The organism is Maritimibacter sp. HL-12 (genome assembly GCF_900177545.1).
In the GTDB taxonomy this organism is placed as follows: Bacteria; Pseudomonadota; Alphaproteobacteria; order Rhodobacterales; family Rhodobacteraceae; genus Sinisalibacter.
Map to the genome: position 1 here is coordinate 2,865,261 of NZ_FXBQ01000001.1, position 21,144 is coordinate 2,886,404.

Sequence of the window (21,144 nt, forward strand, 5' to 3'; positions counted from 1 at the left end):
CTGGACAGCCCCCGCCAGCCCCCTATGGTTCGCCTATGGTGAAGGCGGCGGATATCAGGGACCGGGACAGCCTTGAGGTGTGGTTGAAAGACCAATCAAAAGGAGCGCAGTTTTCGGTCGTCGCACGGGCTGTCCTGCGCACATTCCCTGTGTGGGCGGCCCTTGCCGGTTCAGAGGACTCGAAAAACCGTCGCTTTTCCCCAATGGTGCTATTTCGCGGATACTTGCTGGTTTCGCTTCTTGGCGATGACGCGGAGTCTTCGCACGATCAGCTGGTTAGAAAAGTGGCCGCACAGGTTCAGCACGACGCCATTTCCGTGAACGATGTTCTCCTGATTGACGACGTTTTCCTTGTCGAAAATATCTTAGAGGCACGTGATCACTTCAGCGATTTAGCGGAAGCTCTGGGGACGGCTCTTTTCTGCGGTGCCGATGGTGAAGTGGTCGCGCCGAAACTGATCGCCAAAAGGATTGAGGACTGTGACACTGCTGTGGATGCAGCGCGCTTGTCCCAGACTGTCGCGGAGAAACTCTCCTTCGATCGACTTGACCATTCCATTCCGGGATTCTGGAGTGAAATGACTCTCGATGTTGGATCGGTCGATACCGGGGAAAGCCCGAGACACGCCGCGCTCTGGCAAAGAGAGAACCCAAACCAAATGATCTGGGACCGAGTGCTGAGTCACTGGTCCCGCCCCGGCTCGCCCTACGCTTTCTGGCGGCGCTGGTACGAAAGCCTCCTCGCCCCCGCCAGCCATCCCCCCATCCCCGCCCCGGTCCTCCACCAGATCGCCCTGATCGACGAGGATACCTGGAAACAGGGCGCCGAAGTGGTGGCCGAGGAAATCGCCCGGATCGAGGCGCAATACGCACTTCTTCAGGACGTCCGCGCCCTGCGCGCTGAATTCGCTTCGCTCAAGTCTGGGGTCGCCTCGCCCGAGAAACGCGCCGACAACTATCCCCCCGGCGTGGAGCCGCTCGAAGTCCTCCCCGCCGAGGCTGCCACCGTTGAAGCTGAACTTGCCAGGGCCGAGACAGAACTCGAGAAGCCGCACCCGTCGCGGGCGGTTCTGCGAAAAGCGGCGGCGATCATTGGGAAAGCCGCGAAAGCCGTCCTCGTTTGGGCCGCCAGGAAGGCGGACAAGGTCGTCGATACCGGCCTTGAGGAAGGCACGAAACAGGTGGTCAGATGGGGCGCGGGACTTGTCTCCCTCGGTGTGATTGACCGTCTGTTGCACCTCTCCGAGGCCATCGGCAGGTTCGTTCAGTCCTTTCCCGGTCCCTGATCGCGGAAAAGCCGCTTCATTTCCCCGGTGCCTTCCCAGCCCGAGCGTCAGCATGCCCGGCCATGGAACACGCCCCTTGCCACCACCCCAACCCCGCGCCATCCTGCGCGCAAAACCAAGACCGGCCCGCCATGACCCCCTCGCTCATCTTCGCCGCCCTCTGGGTCATTGCCGCGACCGCCGTGGCCTTCCTCCCCATCCGCCGCCAGATCGTCCCCGGTGCTCTCCTCGGTCTCGCGGGCCTTGCCCTCATTGTCTGGGTCGGTATCGACCACGGCTGGCTCTGGGCGCTGCTCGCCTGCCTCGCCTTCGCGTCGCTGTTTCGCAACGGCATTCGGGCAATCCCCGCGCTGATCCGGGGCGAAAAGATCGAGATCCCCGACGAATGACCCCCTCGCTCATCGCCGCCGCGCTCTGGGCGCTCGTTGCCAACCTGATCGCCCTCACGCCGTCGCGCCGGGGCCATTGGCCCGCGGCGTGGGTGCTGATCGCCACAGGCATCCCGATTCTCGGCTGGGTGACATACGAAAACGGCCCGTTCATCGGCCTTGTCGTGCTTGCTGCCGGGGCCTCGATCCTGCGCTGGCCGGTGGTCTACCTCTGGCGCTGGCTGAAGCGCCTCGCGCGCCGCGTATTGTGAACCGCCCCGGGTGGGATGCCCCGCGCCTGCGGGCTTCTTGGGTCCAGAAATACCTCGGGGGGTGAATTGGCCGGAGGCCAAGAGGGGGGCAGCGCCCCCCTTCCGGGTCGGCCCGCGCAAGCGGGACGAAACCGCACAGACCGGCATCGAGCTCGGTGGTCTGACGGCGTTTGCGTAGCCGCATGCACCTGCCGGGGTCGTGAACGCAGCTTGCGCGATCATCGTAACAGCGCCGCCCCCGGTCGCTCGCATGCGCGGGCGAACGTGCACTTGCCCAACCCCGCGCCAGAAGCTACCCATCGGCCATGACCTTCGATCTCCCTCCCGTGCGTGGCACGATCACCGAGAACCGTCCGCTCGCCGGGCTCACCTGGATGCGCGTCGGCGGCCCGGCGGACGCGCTCTTCCTGCCCGCCGACGAGGACGATCTCGCGGCATTCCTCGCGGCGCTCGATCCGGGCGTTGCGGTGTTCCCGATGGGTGTCGGCTCCAACCTGATCGTGCGTGACGGCGGCATCCGGGGCGTGGTGATCCGGCTTGGCCGGGGCTTCAACGCAATCGAGATCGACGGCGCCCGCGTCACTGCCGGGGCCGCCGCGCTCGATGCCCATGTCGCCCGCCGGGCTGCCGAGGCGGGGCGCGATCTGACCTTCCTGCGCACCATTCCCGGCAGCATCGGCGGTGCGCTGCGGATGAACGCGGGCTGCTACGGCACCTACGTGGCGGATGTCTTCGCCGAGGCGCGGGCCGTCACCCGGTCAGGCGAGGTGGTCACGCTCACGGCGGAGGATCTGTGCTTCGCCTACCGCCAGTCCACCTTGCCGGAAGGCTGGATCCTCACCCGCGCCAGCTTCGACGCGCCGCCCGGTGATCCGGCCGCGCTGGAAGAACGCATGGCCGCGCAACTGGCAAAGCGCGACGAGACCCAGCCGACCAGGGATCGCACCGCCGGCTCCACCTTCCGAAACCCGGCGGGGTTTTCCTCGACCGGGCGGGCCGACGACGTGCACGACCTCAAGGCCTGGAAGCTGATCGAGGAAGCCGGGATGCGCGGCGCCAGCCTTGGCGGGGCGCAGATGAACCCCAAACACGCGAATTTCCTGACCAATACCGGCGCGGCATCCGCGGCCGATCTCGAGGCGCTGGGCGAAGAGGTGCGAAAAAGGGTATTCCAAAACGCCGGTATCGCGCTAGAATGGGAAATCATGCGGGTCGGAGAACCTGCGGAAAAATAACGAGCTTGTTCACTGGCCAGCGATAAGGCCGGGATCACGAGGCAGACTTTGGGCGAACCGAGCAGGACAGCCCTCAAGGTTGCAGTGTTGATGGGTGGCCCCTCCGCCGAGCGCGAGGTGTCGCTGTCGTCGGGGCGGGAATGCGCCGCCGCGCTGCGAGGCGAGGGATACGACGTGATCGAGGTCGATGCCGGCCCCGATCTCTGCACGCGTCTCGATGAGATCAAGCCCGATGTCGCTTTCAACGCGCTGCATGGCCGCTGGGGCGAGGATGGCTGTGTGCAGGGCATCCTCGAATGGCTCGGTATCCCCTACACCCATTCCGGCGTGCTCGCTTCCGCCCTCGCGATGGACAAGGAAAAGGCCAAGATTGCCTTTCGCGCCGAGGGTCTGCCGGTGGCCGAGAGCGGGCTCTGGCCAGTCGAGGCAATCCGCCGCCGCCATGTCATGGCGCGGCCTTACGTCGTCAAACCCTACAACGAGGGCTCCTCGGTCGGGGTCTACATCGTGCCCGAGGGGGCGAACACGCCGCCCGACATCGCCGCCGACAGCCCAGACGTGATGATGGTGGAGGCCTACCTTCCGGGCCGCGAACTGACCACCACGGTGGTCGGCGACCGGGCGCTGGCGGTGACCGAGATCATCACCGAGGGCTGGTATGACTACGAGGCGAAGTATTCCGAGGGCGGCTCGCGGCACGTGATCCCGGCCGAGATTCCGGCCGAGATCGAGCTGCATTGCCTCGATTATGCCCTGCGCGCCCACGAGGTGCTGGGCTGCCGGGGCGTGAGCCGCACCGATTTCCGCTGGGATGAGGCGCGCGGGCTCGACGGGCTGGTGCTGCTGGAAACCAATACCCAGCCGGGGATGACACCGACCTCGCTTTCGCCCGAACAGGCGGCGGCGGCGGGCATGTCGTTCGGCCAGTTCTGCGCCTGGATGGTGGAGGATGCCTCGTGCAACCGCTGAGGGCAACCCGCGCCACCGCGTCCGATCCCCACGCCGGCACACCGCCGCGCCGCGATCCGGCCCCCTCGCGGCTGAGCTACCGCTTTCACCGCCTCTGGCTCACCCCGCTCTACCGGTCGTTGCTGCGGGTCGGCATTCCCACCTTCCTGATCCTGACCGCGGCGGGCTGGTATTTTGCCAACCCCACAAACCGTTTCGCCATCGCCGAGAAAGCCGCCGAGATCCGCCGCTCGATCGAAACCCGGCCGGAATTCATGGTCAAGCTGATGGCGATCGAGGGGGCCACGCCGGTGGTCGACGCCGCGATCCGGGAGCTTCTGCCGGTCGAGTTCCCGGTGTCGTCCTTCGATCTTGATCTGGCCGCGATGCAGGCCGAGGTGGCGGCCCTCGACGTGATCCGTTCGGTCGACATTCACATCCGCCCCGGCGGGGTGATGCAGATCAACGTCGTCGAGCGGGTGCCCGCGCTGGTCTGGCGCGCGCGTGACCGGCTCGAACTGATCGACGCCACCGGCCACCGGGTGGCAACCGTGACCGACCGCGTCGCGCGGCCCGATCTGCCGCTGGTCGCGGGGCAGGGGGCGAACCTTCGCTCTGCCGAGGCGCTCAGCCTGATCCGCGCCGCCGAGCCGCTCGGTGCGCGGCTGCGCGGCCTGGTGCGGGTGGGCGAACGGCGCTGGGACATGATCCTCGACCGCGGGCAGGCGATTCTTCTGCCCGAGACCAACCCGGTGTCGGCGCTCGACCAGGTGCTGGCGCTCGACCAGGCGCAGGACCTTCTGGCCCGCGACATCACCCATATCGACATGCGCAACCCCGGGCGTCCGACGCTCCGCCTCGCCGAACCGGCGGTCGCGGAGCTTCGGCGGATCCGAAGCCTTACACTGGAGTAAGACCCGATGACCGAGCTCTACCAGCAACAACGAGCCATGCGCGCCATGCGCCGTGCCGCGATGCAACGCGGTGTGATCGCCGTTCTGGATATCGGCACCGCGAAGATCGGTTGCCTCGTCCTGCGCTTCGACGGGCCCGAAACCTTCCGGTCGGTCGACGGCGTGGGGTCACTCGCCGGGCAATCGGCGTTCCGGGTGATCGGGGCCGCGACGACGCGCTCGCGCGGGGTGCGGTTTGGCGAGATCGACGCGATGCAGGAAACCGAGCGCGCGATCCGGACCGCGGTTCAGGGTGCGCAGAAGATGGCCAACACCCGTGTCGATCACGTCATCGCCACGTTCTCCGGGGCCAGTCCGCGCAGCTACGGCCTTGCCGGGTCGATCGACCTTGCCGGGGGCGCGGTGCGCGACGACGATATCGCCCGCGTGCTCGCCGCCTGCGAATTGCCGCCGATCGGCGAGGGCCGCGAGGTGCTGCATGCCCAGCCGGTCAACTTCGCGCTCGATCACCGCAGCGGGCTGTCCGATCCGCGCGGCCAGATCGGCAACCGGCTCTCGGTCGACATGCACGTGCTCACGGTCGATGCCAACGTGGTGCGCAACGTGCTCTACTGCATCAACCGCTGCGACCTCGAACTGGCGGGGATCGCCTCGTCGGCCTACGCGGCGGGGATATCGGCGCTGGTGGAAGACGAGCAGGAACTGGGTGCGGCCTGCATCGACATGGGCGGCGGCTCCACCGGGCTTTCGATCTTCATCAAGAAACACATGATCTACGCCGACAGCGTGCGTCTCGGCGGCGATCACGTCACCTCCGACATCTCCAAGGGCCTGCAGGTGCCCTGGGCCACCGCCGAGCGGATCAAGACCTTCTACGGCGGGGTCTATGCCACCGGGATGGATGACCGCGAGCGCATCGAGATCGGCGGCGACAGCGGCGACTGGGAAAAGGACCGCCGCACCGTGAGCCGGTCGGAACTGATCGGGATCATGCGGCCCCGGGTGGAAGAAATCCTCGAAGAAGTGCGCGACCGGCTGGATGCCGCCGGTTTCGAGCACTTGCCGAGCCAGCAGATTGTCTTGACCGGCGGGGCGTCGCAAATTCCGGGACTAGATGGACTGGCACCTAAGATTCTCGGCCAACAGGTGCGCATCGGGCGACCGTTGCGCGTGCAGGGCCTGCCGCAGGCCGCAACCGGCGCGGCCTTCGCGTCCGCCGTGGGGCTGTGTCTCTTCGCCGCCCATCCGCAAGACGAATGGTGGGATTTCGACATTCCCGCCGACAGCTACCCGGCCCGCAGCCTGCGCTGGGCGGTCAAGTGGTTCAAGGACAACTGGTAGACGCAACATCTCGTCGAATTGGCAACATGATGCCGAAAAGATGCCCGAATACCCAAGGTATCGGGGTGATTCTGCGTTTTTTTTCGTGACGAGGCGGCGAAACCTGTCTAGGTTTGTCGCCATAGCAGGCAACCCGCCCAACAGCGGTGGGACAGGACAGATAAACGCGCACGCGCGTGCGTCAGAACAAGGACAGGCGGACAGACCATGGCTTTGAACCTCACCATGCCCGGACAGGATGATCTGAAACCCCGGATTACGGTCTTCGGCGTCGGCGGTGCCGGCGGAAACGCGGTCAACAACATGATCGACAAGGCCCTTGATGGCGTCGATTTCGTGGTCGCCAACACCGATGCCCAGGCGCTGCAACAGTCCAAGGCGCAGGCTTGCATCCAGATGGGGGTCAAGGTGACCGAAGGGCTCGGTGCGGGCGCGCGCGCCAGCGTCGGCGCGGCGGCGGCGGAAGAAAGCATCGAACAGATCGTCGATCATCTCGCCGGCGCCCACATGTGCTTCATCACCGCCGGCATGGGCGGCGGCACCGGCACCGGCGCGGCCCCGATCATCGCCCAGGCCGCCCGCGAGCTTGGCGTGCTGACCGTCGGGGTGGTGACCAAGCCGTTCCAGTTCGAGGGTGCCAAGCGCATGCGCCAGGCCGAGGAGGGCGTCGAGGCCCTGCAAAAGATGGTCGACACCCTGATCATCATCCCCAACCAGAACCTGTTCCGCCTCGCCAACGAGAAAACCACCTTCACCGATGCCTTCGCCCTGGCCGACGATGTTCTCTACCAGGGCGTCAAGGGCGTGACCGACCTGATGGTGCGCCCGGGCCTGATCAACCTCGATTTCGCCGACGTGCGCGCGGTGATGGACGAGATGGGCAAGGCGATGATGGGTACCGGCGAGGCCGAGGGCGAAGACCGCGCGATCCAGGCCGCCGAGAAGGCCATCGCCAACCCGCTGCTCGACGAAATCAGCCTCAAGGGCGCGCGCGGCGTACTCATCAACATCACCGGCGGCTACGATCTTACCCTGTTCGAGCTCGACGAGGCCGCCAACCGCATTCGCGAAGAGGTCGACCCCGACGCCAACATCATCGTCGGCTCCACCCTCGATACCGGAATGGAAGGCACGATGCGGGTTTCGGTCGTGGCCACCGGCATCGACGCCGCCGACGTGACCCAGGAGCTTCCGGTGCCGCGCCGCCGCATGGCCGAGCCGCTCCATTCGCCGATCGAGGTCGAGCACAAGCTCGAAGGCGAGGCCCCCGCCGCGATCGCTGCCGCCGCCTCGATCGAAACAGGTCACCAGGTCGAGGCACCTCAGCCGTCGTTCTTCGACGAAGAGATCAACGCCACCGAGGCCGCCGCCGAGGAGCAGGTCGAGAACATCTTCCCGTTCGAGGACGAGGCAGACGACGATCTGCCGGCCCCGGCCTACCAGCCGCGCCCGCAGCCGGCGGCGGAAACGCCGCGTGCCGCACCGGCACGCGCCACCCCTGCCGAAGCGCAGGTGGCCTCTTTCGTCGCGCCGAAGGCGCCGGCGCCCGGCACCCCGTCGCCGGAAGCGGTGCAAAGGCTTCAGGCCGCGGTTCAGCGCGCCCCCGGCGCACGCCAGTCGGAAGCCCAGCCCGCCGCCCAGCCGCAGGAGAACAAGCCGCGCTTCGGCATCAACTCGCTGATCAACCGGATGACCGGCCACCATGCCGAACCGGCCCAGGAGCCGCGCCAGCAGCCTCCGGTTCAGGGGCAATCCTACCAGGAACCCGCTGCCGATCCGGAACACGAGCGCGTCGAGATCCCCGCCTTCTTGCGCCGTCAGGCGAACTGAGCGCTGGTGAAAACAATCAAGAGGGCCCGGTTTCGACCGGGCCTTTTTTGTTTTTCTGCAAGCCGTTGACGCTTGACCTTCAAGCACGGCACGGGCCTTGGCACGGCGGGATCCGCAAGTGTATTTTCCGGCCCGAAACCATTTTGCCTCCCGATTTTATGTGCTAGGGATGGGGACAACTCGCCCCGTGGCCACAAGGTCTCGGGTGAATCACTTGCAACGAGGTAGGCGCGGACCATGCCTGACATGCGGCGCGACGGGGAAGATCGCAGCGGATTGAAACGGGCAGCCACTGCGCTAGCCATGTTGGCCTTGGCCACGAGCCTGTCGGCCTGTTCCAACGGCGGCGGCGGGGGCGGCTGGTTTTCCAACCTGTTCAGCGCCAACGCGGTCGAGAAAAAGCCGATCGAGGACTACAGCGCCGAAGAGATCTACAAGCGCGGCGAGTACGAGCTGGAAGATGGCCAGTTCGACGAGGCGGCGGAGTGGTTCGGCGAAGTCGAGCGGCTCTATCCCTATTCCAAGTGGGGCCAGCGCGCCTTGATCATGCAGGCCTATACCTTCCACAAGGCCCGCGAATACGAAGATTCCCGCGCCGCGGCGCAGCGCTATCTCGACTTCTTCCCCGGCGAAGATGATGCAGCCTATGCGCAATACCTGCTTGCGCTTAGCTATTACGACCAGATCGACGATATCGGCCGCGACCAGGGCAAGACCTTCCAGGCGTTGCAGGCGCTGCGCGAAGTGATCGAGCGCCATCCCGAAACCGAATATGCGCGCTCCGCGATCCTGAAGTTCGATCTTGCCTTCAACCACCTCGGTGCGAAGGAGATGGAGGTTGGCCGCTACTACCTCAAGCGCAAGCATTTCACCTCGGCAATCAACCGCTTCCGGGTGGTGGTGGAGCAGTTCCAGACCACCACGCACACGCCGGAAGCGCTCTATCGGCTTGTCGAAAGCTACCTCTCGCTCGGGTTGACCGACGAGGCGCAGACCGCGGGCGCGATCCTCGGCCACAACTTCCAGTCCACCGAATGGTATGAAGACGCCTATGCGCTGCTGACCAAGAGCGGGCTCGAACCCGAGGCCCGGGGCGACAACTGGCTCGCCGCGCTGTACCGACAGGTGATCAAGGGCGAGTGGCTCTAGGCCGCCGGGCGAACATCCGCCATGTTGCGCACCCTAGACATCCGGGACATGCTGATCATCGACCGGCTGGAACTCGAGTTCCAGCCGGGCCTCAACGTCTTGACCGGCGAAACCGGGGCGGGCAAATCCATACTGCTCGACAGTCTCGGCTTCGTGCTCGGCTGGCGCGGGCGGGCCGATCTGGTGCGCGCGGGGGCGGATGAGGGCGAAGTGCTCGCGGTGTTCGATCTCGCACCGGGGCACCCCGCGCATGACGTGTTGGCCGAAGCGGGATTGCCGACCGGCGAGGAACTGATCCTGCGTCGGGTCAACCGTGCCGACGGGCGCAAGACCGCCTGGATCAACGATCGCCGCGCCTCCGGCGAGGTCTTGCGCGCGCTTTCCGACACGCTGGTGGAACTGCATGGCCAGCAGGACGACCGCGGGCTTCTGAACCCGCGGGTGCACCGGGCGCTGCTCGACGCGTTCGGCGGTCTCGATCCGCTGGTCGCCGAAACCCGAAAGGCCTGGGGCGAGCTGCGCGCCGCAGGGCGGGCACTCGAAGCCGCCGAGGCGCGGCTCGCGGCGGCCCGGGCGGAGGAAGATTTCCTGCGCCACGCGGGCGACGAGCTTGACAAGCTGGCACCCGAGCCGGGCGAAGATGCCGACCTCGATGCCCGTCGCCGGATGATGCAGGCCGGCCAGCGGATTGGCGAAGACGTCATGAAGGCGGCGCAGGCGCTGGGGCCGGGCGAAGGCGCCGAGGGCCGGATGGGCGATGCGTTGCGCTGGCTGGAAGGGGTGGCACCTCAGGCTGGCGCGGTGCTCGACGCCCCGATCGACGCGCTCGGCCGGGCGTTGGCCGAGCTTGGCGAGGCGGTGCAGGGGGTGGAGACATCGCTGGAGGCGCTGGCCTTCGATCCGGGCGAACTGGAGCGGGTCGAGGAGCGGCTTTTCGCGATCCGGGCGCTGGCCCGCAAACACGGCGTGGCCCCCGACGATCTCGGGGCCTTCGCCGCCGGGATTGCCGAAAAACTCGCCGCGCTCGATGCCGGCGCGGAGGATCTCGCGGTGCTGGCACGGGCGCGGGCAAAGGCGGCGGCGGAATACGACGCGGCGGCGGCGGCGCTGAGTGCGGCACGGGCCAAGGCGGCTGGGCGGCTCGATGCGGGCATGGCGACAGAACTTGCGCCGCTCAAGATGGAGCGCGCGCTGTTCACCACGTCGATCTCGGACGCGGAGCCGGGGCCCGAGGGGCGCGACGCGGTGAATTTCACCGTCGCCACCAACCCCGGTGCCCCCGCCGGCCCCCTGAACAAGATCGCCTCGGGCGGTGAACTGAGCCGGTTCCTGCTGGCGCTCAAGGTGTGCCTGACCCGCGATGCCACCGGGCTGACGATGATCTTCGACGAGATCGACCGCGGTGTCGGCGGGGCCACCGCGGATGCCGTCGGGCGTCGTTTGAAAACGCTGGCCGACGAGGGCGGGCAGGTGCTGGTGGTGACCCATAGTCCGCAGGTCGCAGCCTTGGGCGCGCATCACTGGCAGGTGGCGAAATCGGTCGAAGGCGAAATCACCCGCACCCGGGTTCATCCGCTCGGGGCGGCGGCGCGGATCGACGAGGTTGCGCGGATGATCTCGGGCGACCGGATCACCGAAGAGGCCCGTGCGGCGGCGAAGACGCTGCTTGCGGGCTGAAAGTCGGGCCCCGTCAGAACCCCATCAAATATCGGAATAGTGATCGCGGCGGATAGATTTTCCAACATTTCGCGCCGGATATGTTGGAAAAGTGAAAGTCTAACCCTTGAGCTTCCGCCAGATCGGGCGGAGGTCGAGCGCCGCGATGACAATCCCGAGCGGGATCATCCAGAAGCCGAGGACCGGCAAGAAACCGAAGAAGCCCAACACGATCAGGATCAACCCGACGACCAGGCGCAGACCGGGCGGCACGTTGCGCCGAACCCAAAGCCGGACCCGGGCCAGGGTTTTCTTGATCGCGGTAGGTTTTTTCATTGCCCGCGCACGACCTTGCCGGGGTTGAGGATATTCGCCGGATCGAGCGCCCGCTTGATCTCGCCCATCACGTCCCAGGCGGCACCATGCTCGGCCTCCATGTAGGCGAGTTTGCCAAAGCCGATGCCGTGCTCGCCGGTGATCGTGCCCCCCATCCGCAAGGCCCGTTCCGCCATCCGGCTCGCGAGGCGCTTGGCCTCGGCCAGTTCGGCCGCATTGCCGGGTTCGATCAGCAGGGCGGCGTGGAAATTGCCGTCGCCGACATGGCCGAGCATCGGTCCGGGGATCGTGGACGCGGCGATGTCGGCACGGGTTTCCTCGATCGCCTCCGCCAGCCGCGAGATCGGCACGCAAACGTCGGTGACAACCGCGGTCGCGCCGGGCTTGAGCCCGAGACAGGCCCAGTAGGCGTGATGACGCGCGGTCCAGAGCGCGGTGCGGTCCTCGGTTCGGGTCGCGGTCCTGATGCCCTCGGCACCGAACTCGTCCACCACCTCGCGGAAGCGTTCCGCATCCTCGGCAACCGCGCTTTCGGAGCCGTGGAACTCCACAAAGATATGCGGTTTCGCCGGCAGATCGGTGCCCGAATAGGCATTCACCGCCCGCACCGATTCGGCGTCGACGAACTCGATCCGGGCCACCGGGATGCCAATCTGGATCACCGCCACCACCGCGTCCACCGCGTCTTCCATCCGCTCGAAGGCGCAGACCGCGGCCGAAATTGCCTCGGGTTGGCCGTGCAACTGCACGGTGAGCTCGGTGATCACCCCGAGCGTGCCTTCGGAGCCGAGAAACAGCCCGGTCAGATCATAGCCCGACGACGACTTGCGCGCGCCGCTGCCGGTGCGGATCACCCGGCCATCGGCCATCACCACTTCGAGCGCGCGGATATTGTCGCGCATCGTGCCGTAGCGCACCGCTGTGGTGCCCGAGGCGCGGGTGGCCGCCATCCCGCCGATCGAGGCATTGGCACCGGGATCGACCGAGAAGAACAGCCCCGTTGTGCGCAATTCGCGGTTCAGTTCCTCGCGGGTGAGGCCGGGCTGAACCACCGCCTGCATGTCGCCCTGACGAATGTCGAGCACCCGGTTCATGCGCGCAAGATCGAGGCTTATGCCGCCGGCGATCGCGCTGGTGTGACCTTCGAGCGCGGTGCCCGCGCCATAGGCGATCACCGGGCAGCCGTGGGCGTGACAGATCCGCAGGATATCCGCCACCTCCCCGGTGCTCTCGGGATAGGCGACAGCGTCGGGCGGTGCCGCGGCGAAATGCGTTTCGCTCGCGCCATGCGCCTCCAGATCAGGCTTGGACCGGCTCAACCGATCGCCTAGAAGAGCCGAAAGCTCGGTGAGCGCGGCGTTGATGGTCATGCCATCCCCCCTCGTGAACCCGGCCCAATCTAGGCCAGACCATCGGCCGTTGCAAAGCCCGAGACCGAGGCGCAAATGCCGAGACGGTTAAAATTGTACCTAAACGCCGCTCTTGCCGCGCAACGGCGCGAGCTGGTGCAGGCATGGCACCTTCTCCGCGAGAAGGGGCCGGGGCAAGTGCAATTCTGGTTCATCGCGCTGATCATTGGTATCGCGGCGGGGTTTGCCGCCCTCCTGTTCCGGCTCGGGATCGAGCGGCTGCAGGCGGCACTCTACCGCAGCGACGACATTCACCTTCTGCACAGCCATGCCGAAACCCTGCCGTGGTACTGGGTCTTGCTGATCCCGGTTGCCGGTGGGCTGGTGGTGGGGATGATCCTGAACTGGTTTACCCCCGATGGCCGGGTGCGCTCGGTCGCCGACGTGATCGAGGGCGCGGCGCTCTTCGAGGGGCGGGTGGAACGGCGCGCCGGGCTTGGCTCGGCACTGGCTTCCTTCATCACCCTCTCCACCGGCGGCTCCTCGGGTCGCGAGGGGCCGGTGGTGCACCTCGCGGGGGTGATCTCGACATGGATCTCGCGCTGGATCAAGGCCGACGGGATCACCGGGCGCGACCTTCTGGGCTGCGCCGTGGCGGCGGCGGTCTCGGCCTCGTTCAACGCCCCGATCGCGGGGGCGCTGTTCGCGCTCGAAGTGGTGCTGCGCCATTTCGCGGTGCATGCCTTCGCGCCAATCGCCATCGCCTCGGTGGCGGGCACGGTGATCAACCGCATCGAGTTCGGCGATGTCACCGAGTTCGCCCTGCCGGTCGCGGGCGGCGTGGCCTTCTACGTCGAACTGCCCGCCTTCCTCATTCTCGGGCTGGTCTCCGGCCTTGTCGCGGGGGTGCTGATGCGGGCGATCTTCCTCACCGAAGACCTCGCCAACACCTTGCAAAAACACACCCGCCTGCCGCGGGTTCTGCGCCCGGCGCTGGCCGGGCTCCTGCTCGGGATCATCGCGATCTTCTTTCCCCATATCATCGGCGTCGGCTACGAGACGACCTCCGCCGCGCTCACCGGCGAACTCCTGCTGCACGAGGCGATGGTCTTCGCGGTGCTCAAGGTGGTGGCGGTCGCGATCACCATCGGCGGCCGGATGGGCGGCGGGGTGTTCTCACCTTCGCTGATGCTGGGCGCGCTCTCCGGGCTGGCCTTCGGCATCGTCGCCACCGGGATCCTGCCAGACCTGTCCGGCTCGCAAACGCTCTACGCCCTCGCCGGCATGGGCGCGGTCGCGGCCGCCGTACTCGGCGCACCGATCTCGACAACGCTCATCGTCTTCGAACTCACCGGCGACTGGCAGACCGGGATCGCGGTGATGGCCAGTGTGTCGCTGTCCTCGGCGCTGGCCTCGCGGCTGGTGGAACGCTCGTTCTTCCTCACCCAGCTCGAGCGACGCGGCATCCACCTCGCCGCCGGGCCGCAGGCCTACCTGTTGTCGACCGTGCGGGTGGCCACGGTGATGCGCAAGCTCGGCGAGACACATTGCGCCCCCGAGGATGCACTCTGGCCCCTCGTCGAGGACGGGATCTATATCGACGGCAACGCCACGCTGGAGGCGGCGATGCCGGTCTTCGAGCAATCGGGCGTGAGTTTCATCCCGGTGGTCACCCTCGCGGGCGAGGGCGCGGCCCCCGAGCTGTGGGGCGCGCTCCACCACGTCGATGCGCTGAAGGCATTCAACCGGGCGCTGGCGGCAACAGCGGCGGAAGAGCATTCCTGAACGCCTGACCGCAAACGGGGCCAGAGCCACGCATGGAAAAACCGTTTTGTGCGGGAGGACTTTCGCGTTAGCCTTGTTTCACAGACGCAAGGAAGGAGACGTGATGCAGGACGTCTTCGTGGCCAAGGCCGACGAACTCGTCGATGCCGGAATCAGGCAAAGCGGGATCCCGCTCACCGATACCCTCAAGCATTACCTTGCCATCACCATCGCACGATTCATGCGCGATCACCCCGGGATCGACCGGCTGACCATCCGCGTGACGCAGGCGATGGAAACCCGCGCCCCGCCCGACATCCTGCGCCGCCTTGGCGACGAGTGCCTGATCGCGACCTCGCTTTTCGAGGGCCGGTTGCGCCGCTCCGGCGGCTCGCTCAGGCATTACTCGGGGCTCGGCCAGGTTGCCTACGAAGCCGCGGCGATGACCGAGCAGGCGCATTCCTTCCCACATATGCGCGACGTGATCGTCTCGGGCACGGCCCGGGGCCGGGGGCGCGACAACCTGCGCGCGCTTCTGGATGCGGCGCGGGCCGGCAGCACCGTGGCGCGCAGATCTCTCGCCGAAGGCAAGGTGATTGCTTTCCCGGCACGCCGCTGGATCGGCTGAGGCGCGGGCCTCAGATTTCCTCGACGGTCACCTTGCCGGGGTCGAAGGCAACATGCCCCGCGATCCGGGCAGCCGCTTCGAGCGGTGCGTCAAAACTCCAGCCCGCGTCCTCGATCACGGTCGATCTGGTGTGAATGGCGAAGAAATGCGCCTCGCCCTTCCTCGGGCAGGTCGTGGAGGTGGCCGAGGCCTCCAGCATCGCCATTGCCAGGTCGCGGCGCGGGAAATACAGCGCGTCCGGGTGTCCCGGCTCCGATAGCTCCAGCACTTCGGCGCTTTCGCCCAGCACCGCGCCGCCCGCGCGCACAACCCACTTGCCGGGAATCCGGCGAATGCGAATGGTCTCGCTCATCCTGTCCTCCTCGTTCTGCGGGCGCACACCAGTGCGGCGCCCTCCTGCTCCACTCAGATCGGCGCACAGGCCGCCTTGAGCCAGGCCCGCGCCGGCTCCGACAGCCGCGGCGAGAGCTTTTGGCGCACTTCGGCGTGGTAGTCGTCGAGCCATTCCCGCTCGCCGGCGCTCAGCATTCCGACCATCACCAGCCGCCGGTCGATCGGCACGAAGGTGAGGGTTTCAAACGCCAGCATGTCGCGGGCGTCGCCGCCGTCAAGCCGCTCGGCCTCGCGCACCACGACAAGGTTCTCGATCCGGATCCCGAAAGCACCCTCGCGGTAATATCCGGGTTCGTTCGACAGGATCATGCCCGGCTCCAGTGCCACCCCGGACAGCCGCGAGAGCCGCTGCGGGCCCTCGTGCACCGAAAGGTAACTGCCGACGCCGTGGCCGGTGCCGTGGTCGTAATCCTGGTGGGCGAGCCAGAGCGGGTAGCGCGCGAGCGCGTCGAGGTCGCGCCCCGCCACGCCCTTGGGAAAGCGCACCCGGCTGATCGCGATCATCCCCTGCAACACCCGGGTGAAGGCCGCGCGCTCGGCCCGGCCCACCTCGCCGACCGGCAGGGTGCGGGTGATGTCGGTGGTGCCGTCATCATATTGCCCGCCGGAATCGAGTACCACCAGATCGCCGGGCGCGAGGGTCCGGTTGGTCTCGCGCGTCACCCGGTAATGGATCACCGCGCCATGCGGTCCGGTGCCCGAGATCGTCTCGAAACTGATGTCGCGCAAGGCACCGGTGGCGCGTCGCTGGGCTTCAAGCTCCACCACGAGGTCGATCTCGGTGATCCCGCCGCGATGCGCGGTGGCGTCATACCAGGTCAGGAATTCCACCATCGCCGCGCCGTCGCGCAGATGCGCCGCGCGCGTGCCTGCGATCTCGGCCGGCGTCTTCTTTGCCTTGGGCAGGATGCAAGGGTCGTCGCCCCAGGCGATCTCGACCCCGCCGGCGTCGAGGATCCGCGCCACCGCGTCGGGCGCACTGGCCTTGTCGACCCGCACCAGCCCGTCAAGCTCCATGAGCGCCGCCTCGAAGGCGCTCACCGGGTAGAGCCAGACCTCGGGACCGAAGTGGTCGCCGATCCCCGCCGGGCGCGCCGGATGGGTGAACAGCGCCACCCGGCCGTCGTCGTGCAGGATCGCGAAGCCCTGCACCACCGGGATATGCGGGATATCGTCGCCGCGAATATTGAGCAGCCAGGCGATGCTGTCCGACAGCGTGAGCACCGCCGCGCGCTGGCCCGCGTCGCGCAAGCCCTCGGCCAGCTCGGCGCGTTTCTCGCCGTGGCCGCGCCCCGCGAGCCCCTCGGGATGCGCCCGCACCGCGCCCTGCGGCGGGGCCGGGCGGTCGGGCCAGATCTCGTCGACGAGGTTTTGCGAGGCGACCAACTCGATCCCGCTGCCCGAAAGCGCGGCCTCCATCTTCTCGATCGCGCCGCGCGTGTGCAGCCAGGGGTCGAAGCCCACGCGCCCGCCCTCGGGCAGGTGCGCGCGCAGCCAGTCGGCGGGGTCGGTCTCGGGCCAGGGCACCGGGGTGAAGGCGTCAAGATCGACCTGCGCCTTCACCTGCGTGCGATAGCGCCCGTCGATGAACACACCCGCCACATCGCCAAGGGCGAGGCAAAACCCGGCCGAGCCGGTGAACCCGGTGAGCCAGGCCAGCCGCGCATCGCAATCGGCGACGTTTTCGCCCTGGTGGGCATCGGCGCGCGGCACGAAGAAGCCCGCGAGCCCGTCGCGCGCCATCACCCTGCGCAGCCGCGCCAACCGCCCCGGGCCCTGCGCCGGGTCGGCCGTGGTCTCGAAACTCTGGAACATCGCAACCTCCACGCCGTTCTTCTTGGGTCCTGAAATACCTTGGGGGCTTGGGGGTGAAACCCCCAATCAAACAAAAAAAGCGCGGCGCAGCCGCACCGCCTTGCACCGTCAGCCGGCGCGCCGCATTCCCATCACCCGCGCCCGTGCCCGCGGATCGGGGTCGAACAGCACCGCAAGCTGCTCGGTCACGGCACCGGCAAGCTGGTCGGCGTCGGTGATCGTCACCGCGCGGTCGTAATAGCGGGTCACGTCATGGCCGATGCCGATCGCCAGAAGCTCCACCCGCTTGCGTTTCTGCACCATGGCGATCACGTCGCGCAGGTGCTTTTCGAGGTAATTGGCCGGGTTCACGCTGAGCGTGCTGTCGTCCACCGGCGCACCGTCGGAGATCACCATCAGGATCTTGCGCGCCTCGGGGCGGGCGCAGAGCCGGCGGTGCGCCCATTCCAGCGCCTCGCCGTCGATATTCTCCTTCAGAAGCCCCTCCTTCATCATCAGCCCGAGGTTGACCTTGGTGCGCCGCATCGGGGCATCGGCGGACTTGTAGATGATGTGGCGCAGATCGTTGAGCCGGCCCGGGCTCTGCGGGCGGTTGTCGGCGAGCCATTTCTCGCGCGCAAGCCCGCCCTTCCAGGCCCGCGTGGTGAAGCCGAGGATCTCCACCTTCACGTCGACGCGCTCCAGCGTGCGCGCGAGCACATCCGCCGTGATCGCGGCGATGGAAATCGGCCGCCCGCGCATCGAGCCGGAGTTGTCGAGCAGCAGCGTCACCACGGTATCGCGGAACTCGGTGTCCTTCTCGATCTTGAAGCTGAGCGGCGTTGTCGGGTTGGCAACCACGCGGGCGAGGCGGCCGGCGTCGAGGATGCCTTCCTCGAGGTCGAATTCCCACGACCGGTTCTGCTGCGCCTGCAAGCGGCGCTGGAGCTTGTTGGCCAGCCGCGACACCGCGCCTTTGAGCGGCTCCAACTGCTGGTCGAGATAGGCGCGCAGGCGTTCCAGTTCCGCCGGTTCGGCGAGATCCTCGGCCTTGATCTCCTCGTCATGGACGTCGTCGTAGACATTGTAATGCGGATCGGCCTCGGAATGCGGCGGCGGGGCCGGCGGCTCGGGCGGCGCATCGGCCTCGGGCAGCTCGGCTTCCTCGCCGCTCTCCAGCTCCGACAGGTCATCGAGCGACACCTCGGCCGATTGCGGATCGGGCTCGACGTCATCCTCCGAGCGTTCCGCCTCGGCCTCGTCGGTCTTCTCGCTCTCCGGGCTCTCCTCCTGCGCGGCGTCTTCTTCCTGGTCGGTCTCGTCGGTCTCGGCGTCGCGGTCCTGGTCTTCGTCGGCGGCGTCGGGGTCGTCGCCAAGCTGGTCGCCGTAGCCGAGATCCTCGATCACCTGGCGGACCAGCCGGGCGAAGGCGCGCTGGTCTGCGAGCGCGTCATCGAGACCGCCGAGCGTCTCGCTCGCCTGCGCTTCGAGAAAGCCGCGCCACAACTCCAGCACGTTCTGCGCCCCCGGTGGCAGATCGCGCCCGGTTGCCAGCGCGCGCACCATGTAGCCCGCCGCCTCGGCCAGCGGTGCCTCGTCGGTCGAGGTCATGTTGCCATAGCCACGTCGCGTCGCCTCGTCGGCGATCTTGTGGTCGATGTTGGAGGCGGTGCCGGGCATCACCCGCGCGCCCACCGCCTCGCAGCGGGCGGTTTCCATCGCCTCGTAAAGCGTGCGCGCCATCTCGCCTTGCGGCAGGTAGCGCGTGTGGGTGGCGGTATCGTGGAACTTGTGGCGCAGCGCCAGCGCATCGGCCACCCCGCGCGCCAGCAGAACCTCGTCGCGCGCCATCCGCCGGGTCACCTGTGGCAGCCGCACGGTTTCGCCGGAAATGCCCGACGGGTCCACCGTGTAGGTGACGTTCAACTCGCGGTCGTCGGCCATCACCTTGGTGGCCTCGGCCAGCGCCTTCTTGAACGGATCGGCGGGGTTATCGGTGGGTTTGTTCATGGACGTGTTGAAGCACGGTCGGGCAGGGGAGGCAAGCGGGCTCAGACACGCCCCGGGCCGGTGCAGTCTGCCCGCGCGGTCGCAGCGCGGGCTTTTGCCGGGTCATCGCGCCGCGTCGCATCCGCCAAGGTCGCGGGTCGCCGCGCGGCCAGTCGGCAAGGTCTCAACTTTTCGAGAGACCGCGACCGAATATGGAGCACAAGGCCATGCGGCGCGTTTCCCTTCCAGTCCGACATGTATCAACGAAAGGAGACCAGGATGACCACCCCGCGTATTGCCGTGATCGTCGCATCAACCCGAACCGACCGTTTTGGCGGCAAGCCCGCCGACTGGCTGTGGTCGAAACTGCCTGAACGGCGCGACATGACATTCGAACTGATCGACCTGCGCGACCACCCGCTGCCGTTCTTCGACGAAGCCGCAACCAACGCCTTTGTCGAGACGAAAGACCCCGCGGCGCGCGCCTGGCAAGACCTGATCCGTCGCTTCGACGGCTACATTTTCGTGACCCCGGAATACAACCACTCGATCCCCGGCGCGTTGAAGAATGCGCTCGACCAGGCCTATGTCGAGTGGAAACACAAGCCGATCGCCGCGCTGGCCTATGGCTCGATGGGCGGCGCTCGGGCGCTCGAACATCTGCGCCAGATTTCCGTCGAATTGCAGATGGTTGCGGTGCGCAACGCCGTGCACATCGGTGGCCCGGATTTCTACCGCGTCAGCCCGATTGGTGACGACGACCCGATCAGCGCAATCGAGGAGCATATCGCGCCCTCGCTCGAAGCCATGCTCGACGACGTCGCGTGGTGGGCGAGGGCGACGATGGCGGCGCGCAGCCAAGAGCGCAAGGAGGCGGCGTGAGGCCTACCCCAGCGCCGCGTTCGCCGCGCTTTCCGGCAGTTCCTCGTCAAAGCAGCGCTGATAGAACTCGGCCACGGTCTGGCGTTCCAACTCGTCGCACTTGTTGAGGAACGACAGCCGGAAGGCGTAGCCGATATTGCGGAAGATCTCGGTGTTCCAGGCCCAGTTGATCACCGTGCGCGGGCTCATCAGGGTGGAGAGATCGCCGTTCATGAAGGCGGTGCGGGTGAGGTCGGCGACCGTCACCATCTGGCTCACCTGCTTGCGGCCCTTCTCGGTGTTGAAATGCGGTGCCTTGGCCAGCACGATCGCCACTTCGGCGTCGTGGGAGAGGTAATTCAGCGTGGCGACGAGGCTCCAGCGGTCCATCTGCGCCTGGTTGATCTGCTGCACGCCGTGGTAAAGCCCGGTGGTGTCGCCGAGGCCAACCGTGTTAGCGGTGGCGAAGAGGCGGAAATACTTGTGCGGCGTGATGATCTCGTTCTGGTCGAGCAGGGTGAGTTTGCCGTCATGCTCCAGCACCCGCTGGATCACGAACATCACGTCGGCGCGGCCGGCGTCGTATTCGTCGAACACGATCGCGCAGGGGTTGCGCAGCGCCCAGGGCAGGATGCCTTCGTGAAACTCGGTCACCTGCTTGCCGTCGCGCAGCTTGATCGCATCCTTGCCGATCAGGTCGATCCGGGAGATGTGGCTGTCGAGGTTGACCCGCACGGTCGGCCAGTTCAGCCGCGCGGCGACCTGCTCGATATGGGTCGACTTGCCGGTGCCATGGTAGCCCTGGATCATCACCCGGCGGTTGTGGGCGAAGCCCGCAAGGATCGCCAGCGTGGTTTCGGGATCGAACTTGTAGGTCGGGTCGAACTCCGGCACGCGGTCGGTCGGCTCCTCGAAACCTTTCACCAACATGTCCGTGTCGATCCCGAAAACATCTCGCACCGAGATGCTTTCGGTGGGCCGCGCATTGCTATCCATCGTGCCGTCCATTGCCTTTGCGTTTCTCCCCGGGG

The 21,144-nt window shown here is 67.0% G+C and carries 19 protein-coding genes; 13 read left to right on the forward strand and 6 right to left on the reverse strand.

The window, feature by feature from the left end:
• Positions 1–35 precede the first annotated feature (35 nt).
• From B9Y97_RS17980 to recN, 10 genes are all read left to right on the forward strand, one after another.
• Complete coding sequence (locus tag B9Y97_RS17980) at positions 36–1,286, forward strand: hypothetical protein (RefSeq protein WP_139828321.1); 1,251 nt, start codon at positions 36–38, stop codon at positions 1,284–1,286.
• A gap of 131 nt (positions 1,287–1,417) precedes the next feature.
• On the forward strand, positions 1,418–1,675 hold the full coding sequence (locus B9Y97_RS14190; RefSeq protein ID WP_085527356.1) for a DUF2484 family protein: 258 nt from the start codon (positions 1,418–1,420) through the stop codon (positions 1,673–1,675).
• Positions 1,672–1,926, forward strand: coding sequence for a DUF2484 family protein (locus B9Y97_RS14195; RefSeq protein WP_085527357.1), 255 nt, complete (start codon positions 1,672–1,674; stop codon positions 1,924–1,926). The genes B9Y97_RS14190 and B9Y97_RS14195 overlap by 4 nt, the downstream gene beginning before the upstream one ends.
• A gap of 305 nt (positions 1,927–2,231) precedes the next feature.
• On the forward strand, positions 2,232–3,161 hold the full coding sequence (murB, locus tag B9Y97_RS14200; protein WP_085527358.1) for a UDP-N-acetylmuramate dehydrogenase: 930 nt from the start codon (positions 2,232–2,234) through the stop codon (positions 3,159–3,161).
• Positions 3,162–3,209: 48 nt separating this feature from the next.
• On the forward strand, positions 3,210–4,130 hold the full coding sequence (locus B9Y97_RS14205; protein WP_085527359.1) for a D-alanine--D-alanine ligase: 921 nt from the start codon (positions 3,210–3,212) through the stop codon (positions 4,128–4,130).
• Positions 4,118–5,023, forward strand: a complete 906-nt coding sequence (locus B9Y97_RS14210; protein ID WP_085527360.1) for a cell division protein FtsQ/DivIB — start codon at positions 4,118–4,120, stop codon at positions 5,021–5,023. The genes B9Y97_RS14205 and B9Y97_RS14210 overlap by 13 nt, the downstream gene beginning before the upstream one ends.
• Before the next feature lie 6 nt (positions 5,024–5,029).
• On the forward strand, positions 5,030–6,364 hold the full coding sequence (gene ftsA / locus B9Y97_RS14215) for a cell division protein FtsA (RefSeq protein ID WP_085527361.1): 1,335 nt from the start codon (positions 5,030–5,032) through the stop codon (positions 6,362–6,364).
• Positions 6,365–6,571: 207 nt separating this feature from the next.
• Positions 6,572–8,194, forward strand: a complete 1,623-nt coding sequence (gene ftsZ, locus B9Y97_RS14220) for a cell division protein FtsZ (protein WP_085527362.1) — start codon at positions 6,572–6,574, stop codon at positions 8,192–8,194.
• A gap of 246 nt (positions 8,195–8,440) precedes the next feature.
• Positions 8,441–9,343, forward strand: a complete 903-nt coding sequence (locus tag B9Y97_RS14225) for an outer membrane protein assembly factor BamD (protein ID WP_254900979.1) — start codon at positions 8,441–8,443, stop codon at positions 9,341–9,343.
• Between the two features lie 21 nt (positions 9,344–9,364).
• Entirely contained in the window at positions 9,365–11,020 is a 1,656-nt protein-coding gene (gene recN / locus B9Y97_RS14230; protein WP_085527364.1) for a DNA repair protein RecN, read from the forward strand.
• 99 nt (positions 11,021–11,119) lie between these two features.
• On the opposite strand, the gene B9Y97_RS14235 is transcribed toward recN, so the two are convergent.
• Together B9Y97_RS14235 and B9Y97_RS14240 are read right to left on the reverse strand one after the other, a co-directional pair.
• Positions 11,120–11,335 (reverse strand): hypothetical protein, encoded by a 216-nt coding sequence (locus tag B9Y97_RS14235; protein ID WP_085527365.1) that lies wholly within the window; start codon positions 11,333–11,335, stop codon positions 11,120–11,122.
• Entirely contained in the window at positions 11,332–12,705 is a 1,374-nt protein-coding gene (locus B9Y97_RS14240; protein WP_085527366.1) for an FAD-binding oxidoreductase, read from the reverse strand. The genes B9Y97_RS14235 and B9Y97_RS14240 overlap by 4 nt, the downstream gene beginning before the upstream one ends.
• A 75-nt stretch (positions 12,706–12,780) precedes the next feature.
• On the opposite strand from B9Y97_RS14240, the gene B9Y97_RS14245 reads away from it, so the two are divergent.
• Both B9Y97_RS14245 and B9Y97_RS14250 read left to right on the forward strand, forming a co-directional pair.
• Complete coding sequence (locus B9Y97_RS14245; protein ID WP_085527367.1) at positions 12,781–14,469, forward strand: chloride channel protein; 1,689 nt, start codon at positions 12,781–12,783, stop codon at positions 14,467–14,469.
• 103 nt (positions 14,470–14,572) lie between these two features.
• Entirely contained in the window at positions 14,573–15,076 is a 504-nt protein-coding gene (locus tag B9Y97_RS14250) for a hypothetical protein (RefSeq protein ID WP_085527368.1), read from the forward strand.
• Between the two features lie 10 nt (positions 15,077–15,086).
• Here B9Y97_RS14250 and B9Y97_RS14255 read toward each other — a convergent pair whose 3' ends face one another.
• The 3 genes from B9Y97_RS14255 to cobT form a co-directional block, all read right to left on the reverse strand.
• Positions 15,087–15,428, reverse strand: coding sequence for a DUF427 domain-containing protein (locus B9Y97_RS14255; RefSeq protein ID WP_085528279.1), 342 nt, complete (start codon positions 15,426–15,428; stop codon positions 15,087–15,089).
• A gap of 53 nt (positions 15,429–15,481) precedes the next feature.
• Positions 15,482–17,284: an aminopeptidase P family protein gene (locus tag B9Y97_RS14260; RefSeq protein WP_085528280.1), complete on the reverse strand. Its 1,803-nt coding sequence runs from the start codon at positions 17,282–17,284 to the stop codon at positions 15,482–15,484.
• A 108-nt stretch (positions 17,285–17,392) separates the two neighbouring features.
• The gene (cobT, locus tag B9Y97_RS14265; RefSeq protein WP_085527369.1) at positions 17,393–19,273 is read right to left on the reverse strand and encodes a cobaltochelatase subunit CobT; all 1,881 of its coding nucleotides are present in this window, start codon (positions 19,271–19,273) and stop codon (positions 17,393–17,395) included.
• Between the two features lie 258 nt (positions 19,274–19,531).
• On the opposite strand from cobT, the gene B9Y97_RS14270 reads away from it, so the two are divergent.
• Positions 19,532–20,134, forward strand: a complete 603-nt coding sequence (locus B9Y97_RS14270) for an NADPH-dependent FMN reductase (RefSeq protein WP_085527370.1) — start codon at positions 19,532–19,534, stop codon at positions 20,132–20,134.
• A 3-nt stretch (positions 20,135–20,137) separates the two neighbouring features.
• On the opposite strand, the gene cobS is transcribed toward B9Y97_RS14270, so the two are convergent.
• Complete coding sequence (cobS, locus tag B9Y97_RS14275; RefSeq protein ID WP_085527371.1) at positions 20,138–21,121, reverse strand: cobaltochelatase subunit CobS; 984 nt, start codon at positions 21,119–21,121, stop codon at positions 20,138–20,140.
• Positions 21,122–21,144: the final 23 nt, after the last annotated feature.

Bases quoted from the DNA above. Each gene is read 5' to 3' on its own strand.
- B9Y97_RS17980 (WP_139828321.1), top strand. From the start codon at position 36: ATGGTGAAGGCGGCGGATATCAGGGACCGGGACAGCCTTGAGGTGTGG.
- B9Y97_RS14190 (WP_085527356.1), top strand. From the start codon at position 1,418: ATGACCCCCTCGCTCATCTTCGCCGCCCTCTGGGTCATTGCCGCGACC.
- B9Y97_RS14195 (WP_085527357.1), top strand. From the start codon at position 1,672: ATGACCCCCTCGCTCATCGCCGCCGCGCTCTGGGCGCTCGTTGCCAAC.
- murB (WP_085527358.1), top strand. From the start codon at position 2,232: ATGACCTTCGATCTCCCTCCCGTGCGTGGCACGATCACCGAGAACCGT.
- ftsA (WP_085527361.1), top strand. From the start codon at position 5,030: ATGACCGAGCTCTACCAGCAACAACGAGCCATGCGCGCCATGCGCCGT.
- ftsZ (WP_085527362.1), top strand. From the start codon at position 6,572: ATGGCTTTGAACCTCACCATGCCCGGACAGGATGATCTGAAACCCCGG.
- B9Y97_RS14225 (WP_254900979.1), top strand. From the start codon at position 8,441: ATGCGGCGCGACGGGGAAGATCGCAGCGGATTGAAACGGGCAGCCACT.
- recN (WP_085527364.1), top strand. From the start codon at position 9,365: ATGTTGCGCACCCTAGACATCCGGGACATGCTGATCATCGACCGGCTG.
- B9Y97_RS14235 (WP_085527365.1), bottom strand. From the start codon at position 11,335: ATGAAAAAACCTACCGCGATCAAGAAAACCCTGGCCCGGGTCCGGCTT.
- B9Y97_RS14240 (WP_085527366.1), bottom strand. From the start codon at position 12,705: ATGACCATCAACGCCGCGCTCACCGAGCTTTCGGCTCTTCTAGGCGAT.
- B9Y97_RS14245 (WP_085527367.1), top strand. From the start codon at position 12,781: ATGCCGAGACGGTTAAAATTGTACCTAAACGCCGCTCTTGCCGCGCAA.
- B9Y97_RS14250 (WP_085527368.1), top strand. From the start codon at position 14,573: ATGCAGGACGTCTTCGTGGCCAAGGCCGACGAACTCGTCGATGCCGGA.
- B9Y97_RS14255 (WP_085528279.1), bottom strand. From the start codon at position 15,428: ATGAGCGAGACCATTCGCATTCGCCGGATTCCCGGCAAGTGGGTTGTG.
- B9Y97_RS14260 (WP_085528280.1), bottom strand. From the start codon at position 17,284: ATGTTCCAGAGTTTCGAGACCACGGCCGACCCGGCGCAGGGCCCGGGG.
- cobT (WP_085527369.1), bottom strand. From the start codon at position 19,273: ATGAACAAACCCACCGATAACCCCGCCGATCCGTTCAAGAAGGCGCTG.
- B9Y97_RS14270 (WP_085527370.1), top strand. From the start codon at position 19,532: ATGACCACCCCGCGTATTGCCGTGATCGTCGCATCAACCCGAACCGAC.
- cobS (WP_085527371.1), bottom strand. From the start codon at position 21,121: ATGGACGGCACGATGGATAGCAATGCGCGGCCCACCGAAAGCATCTCG.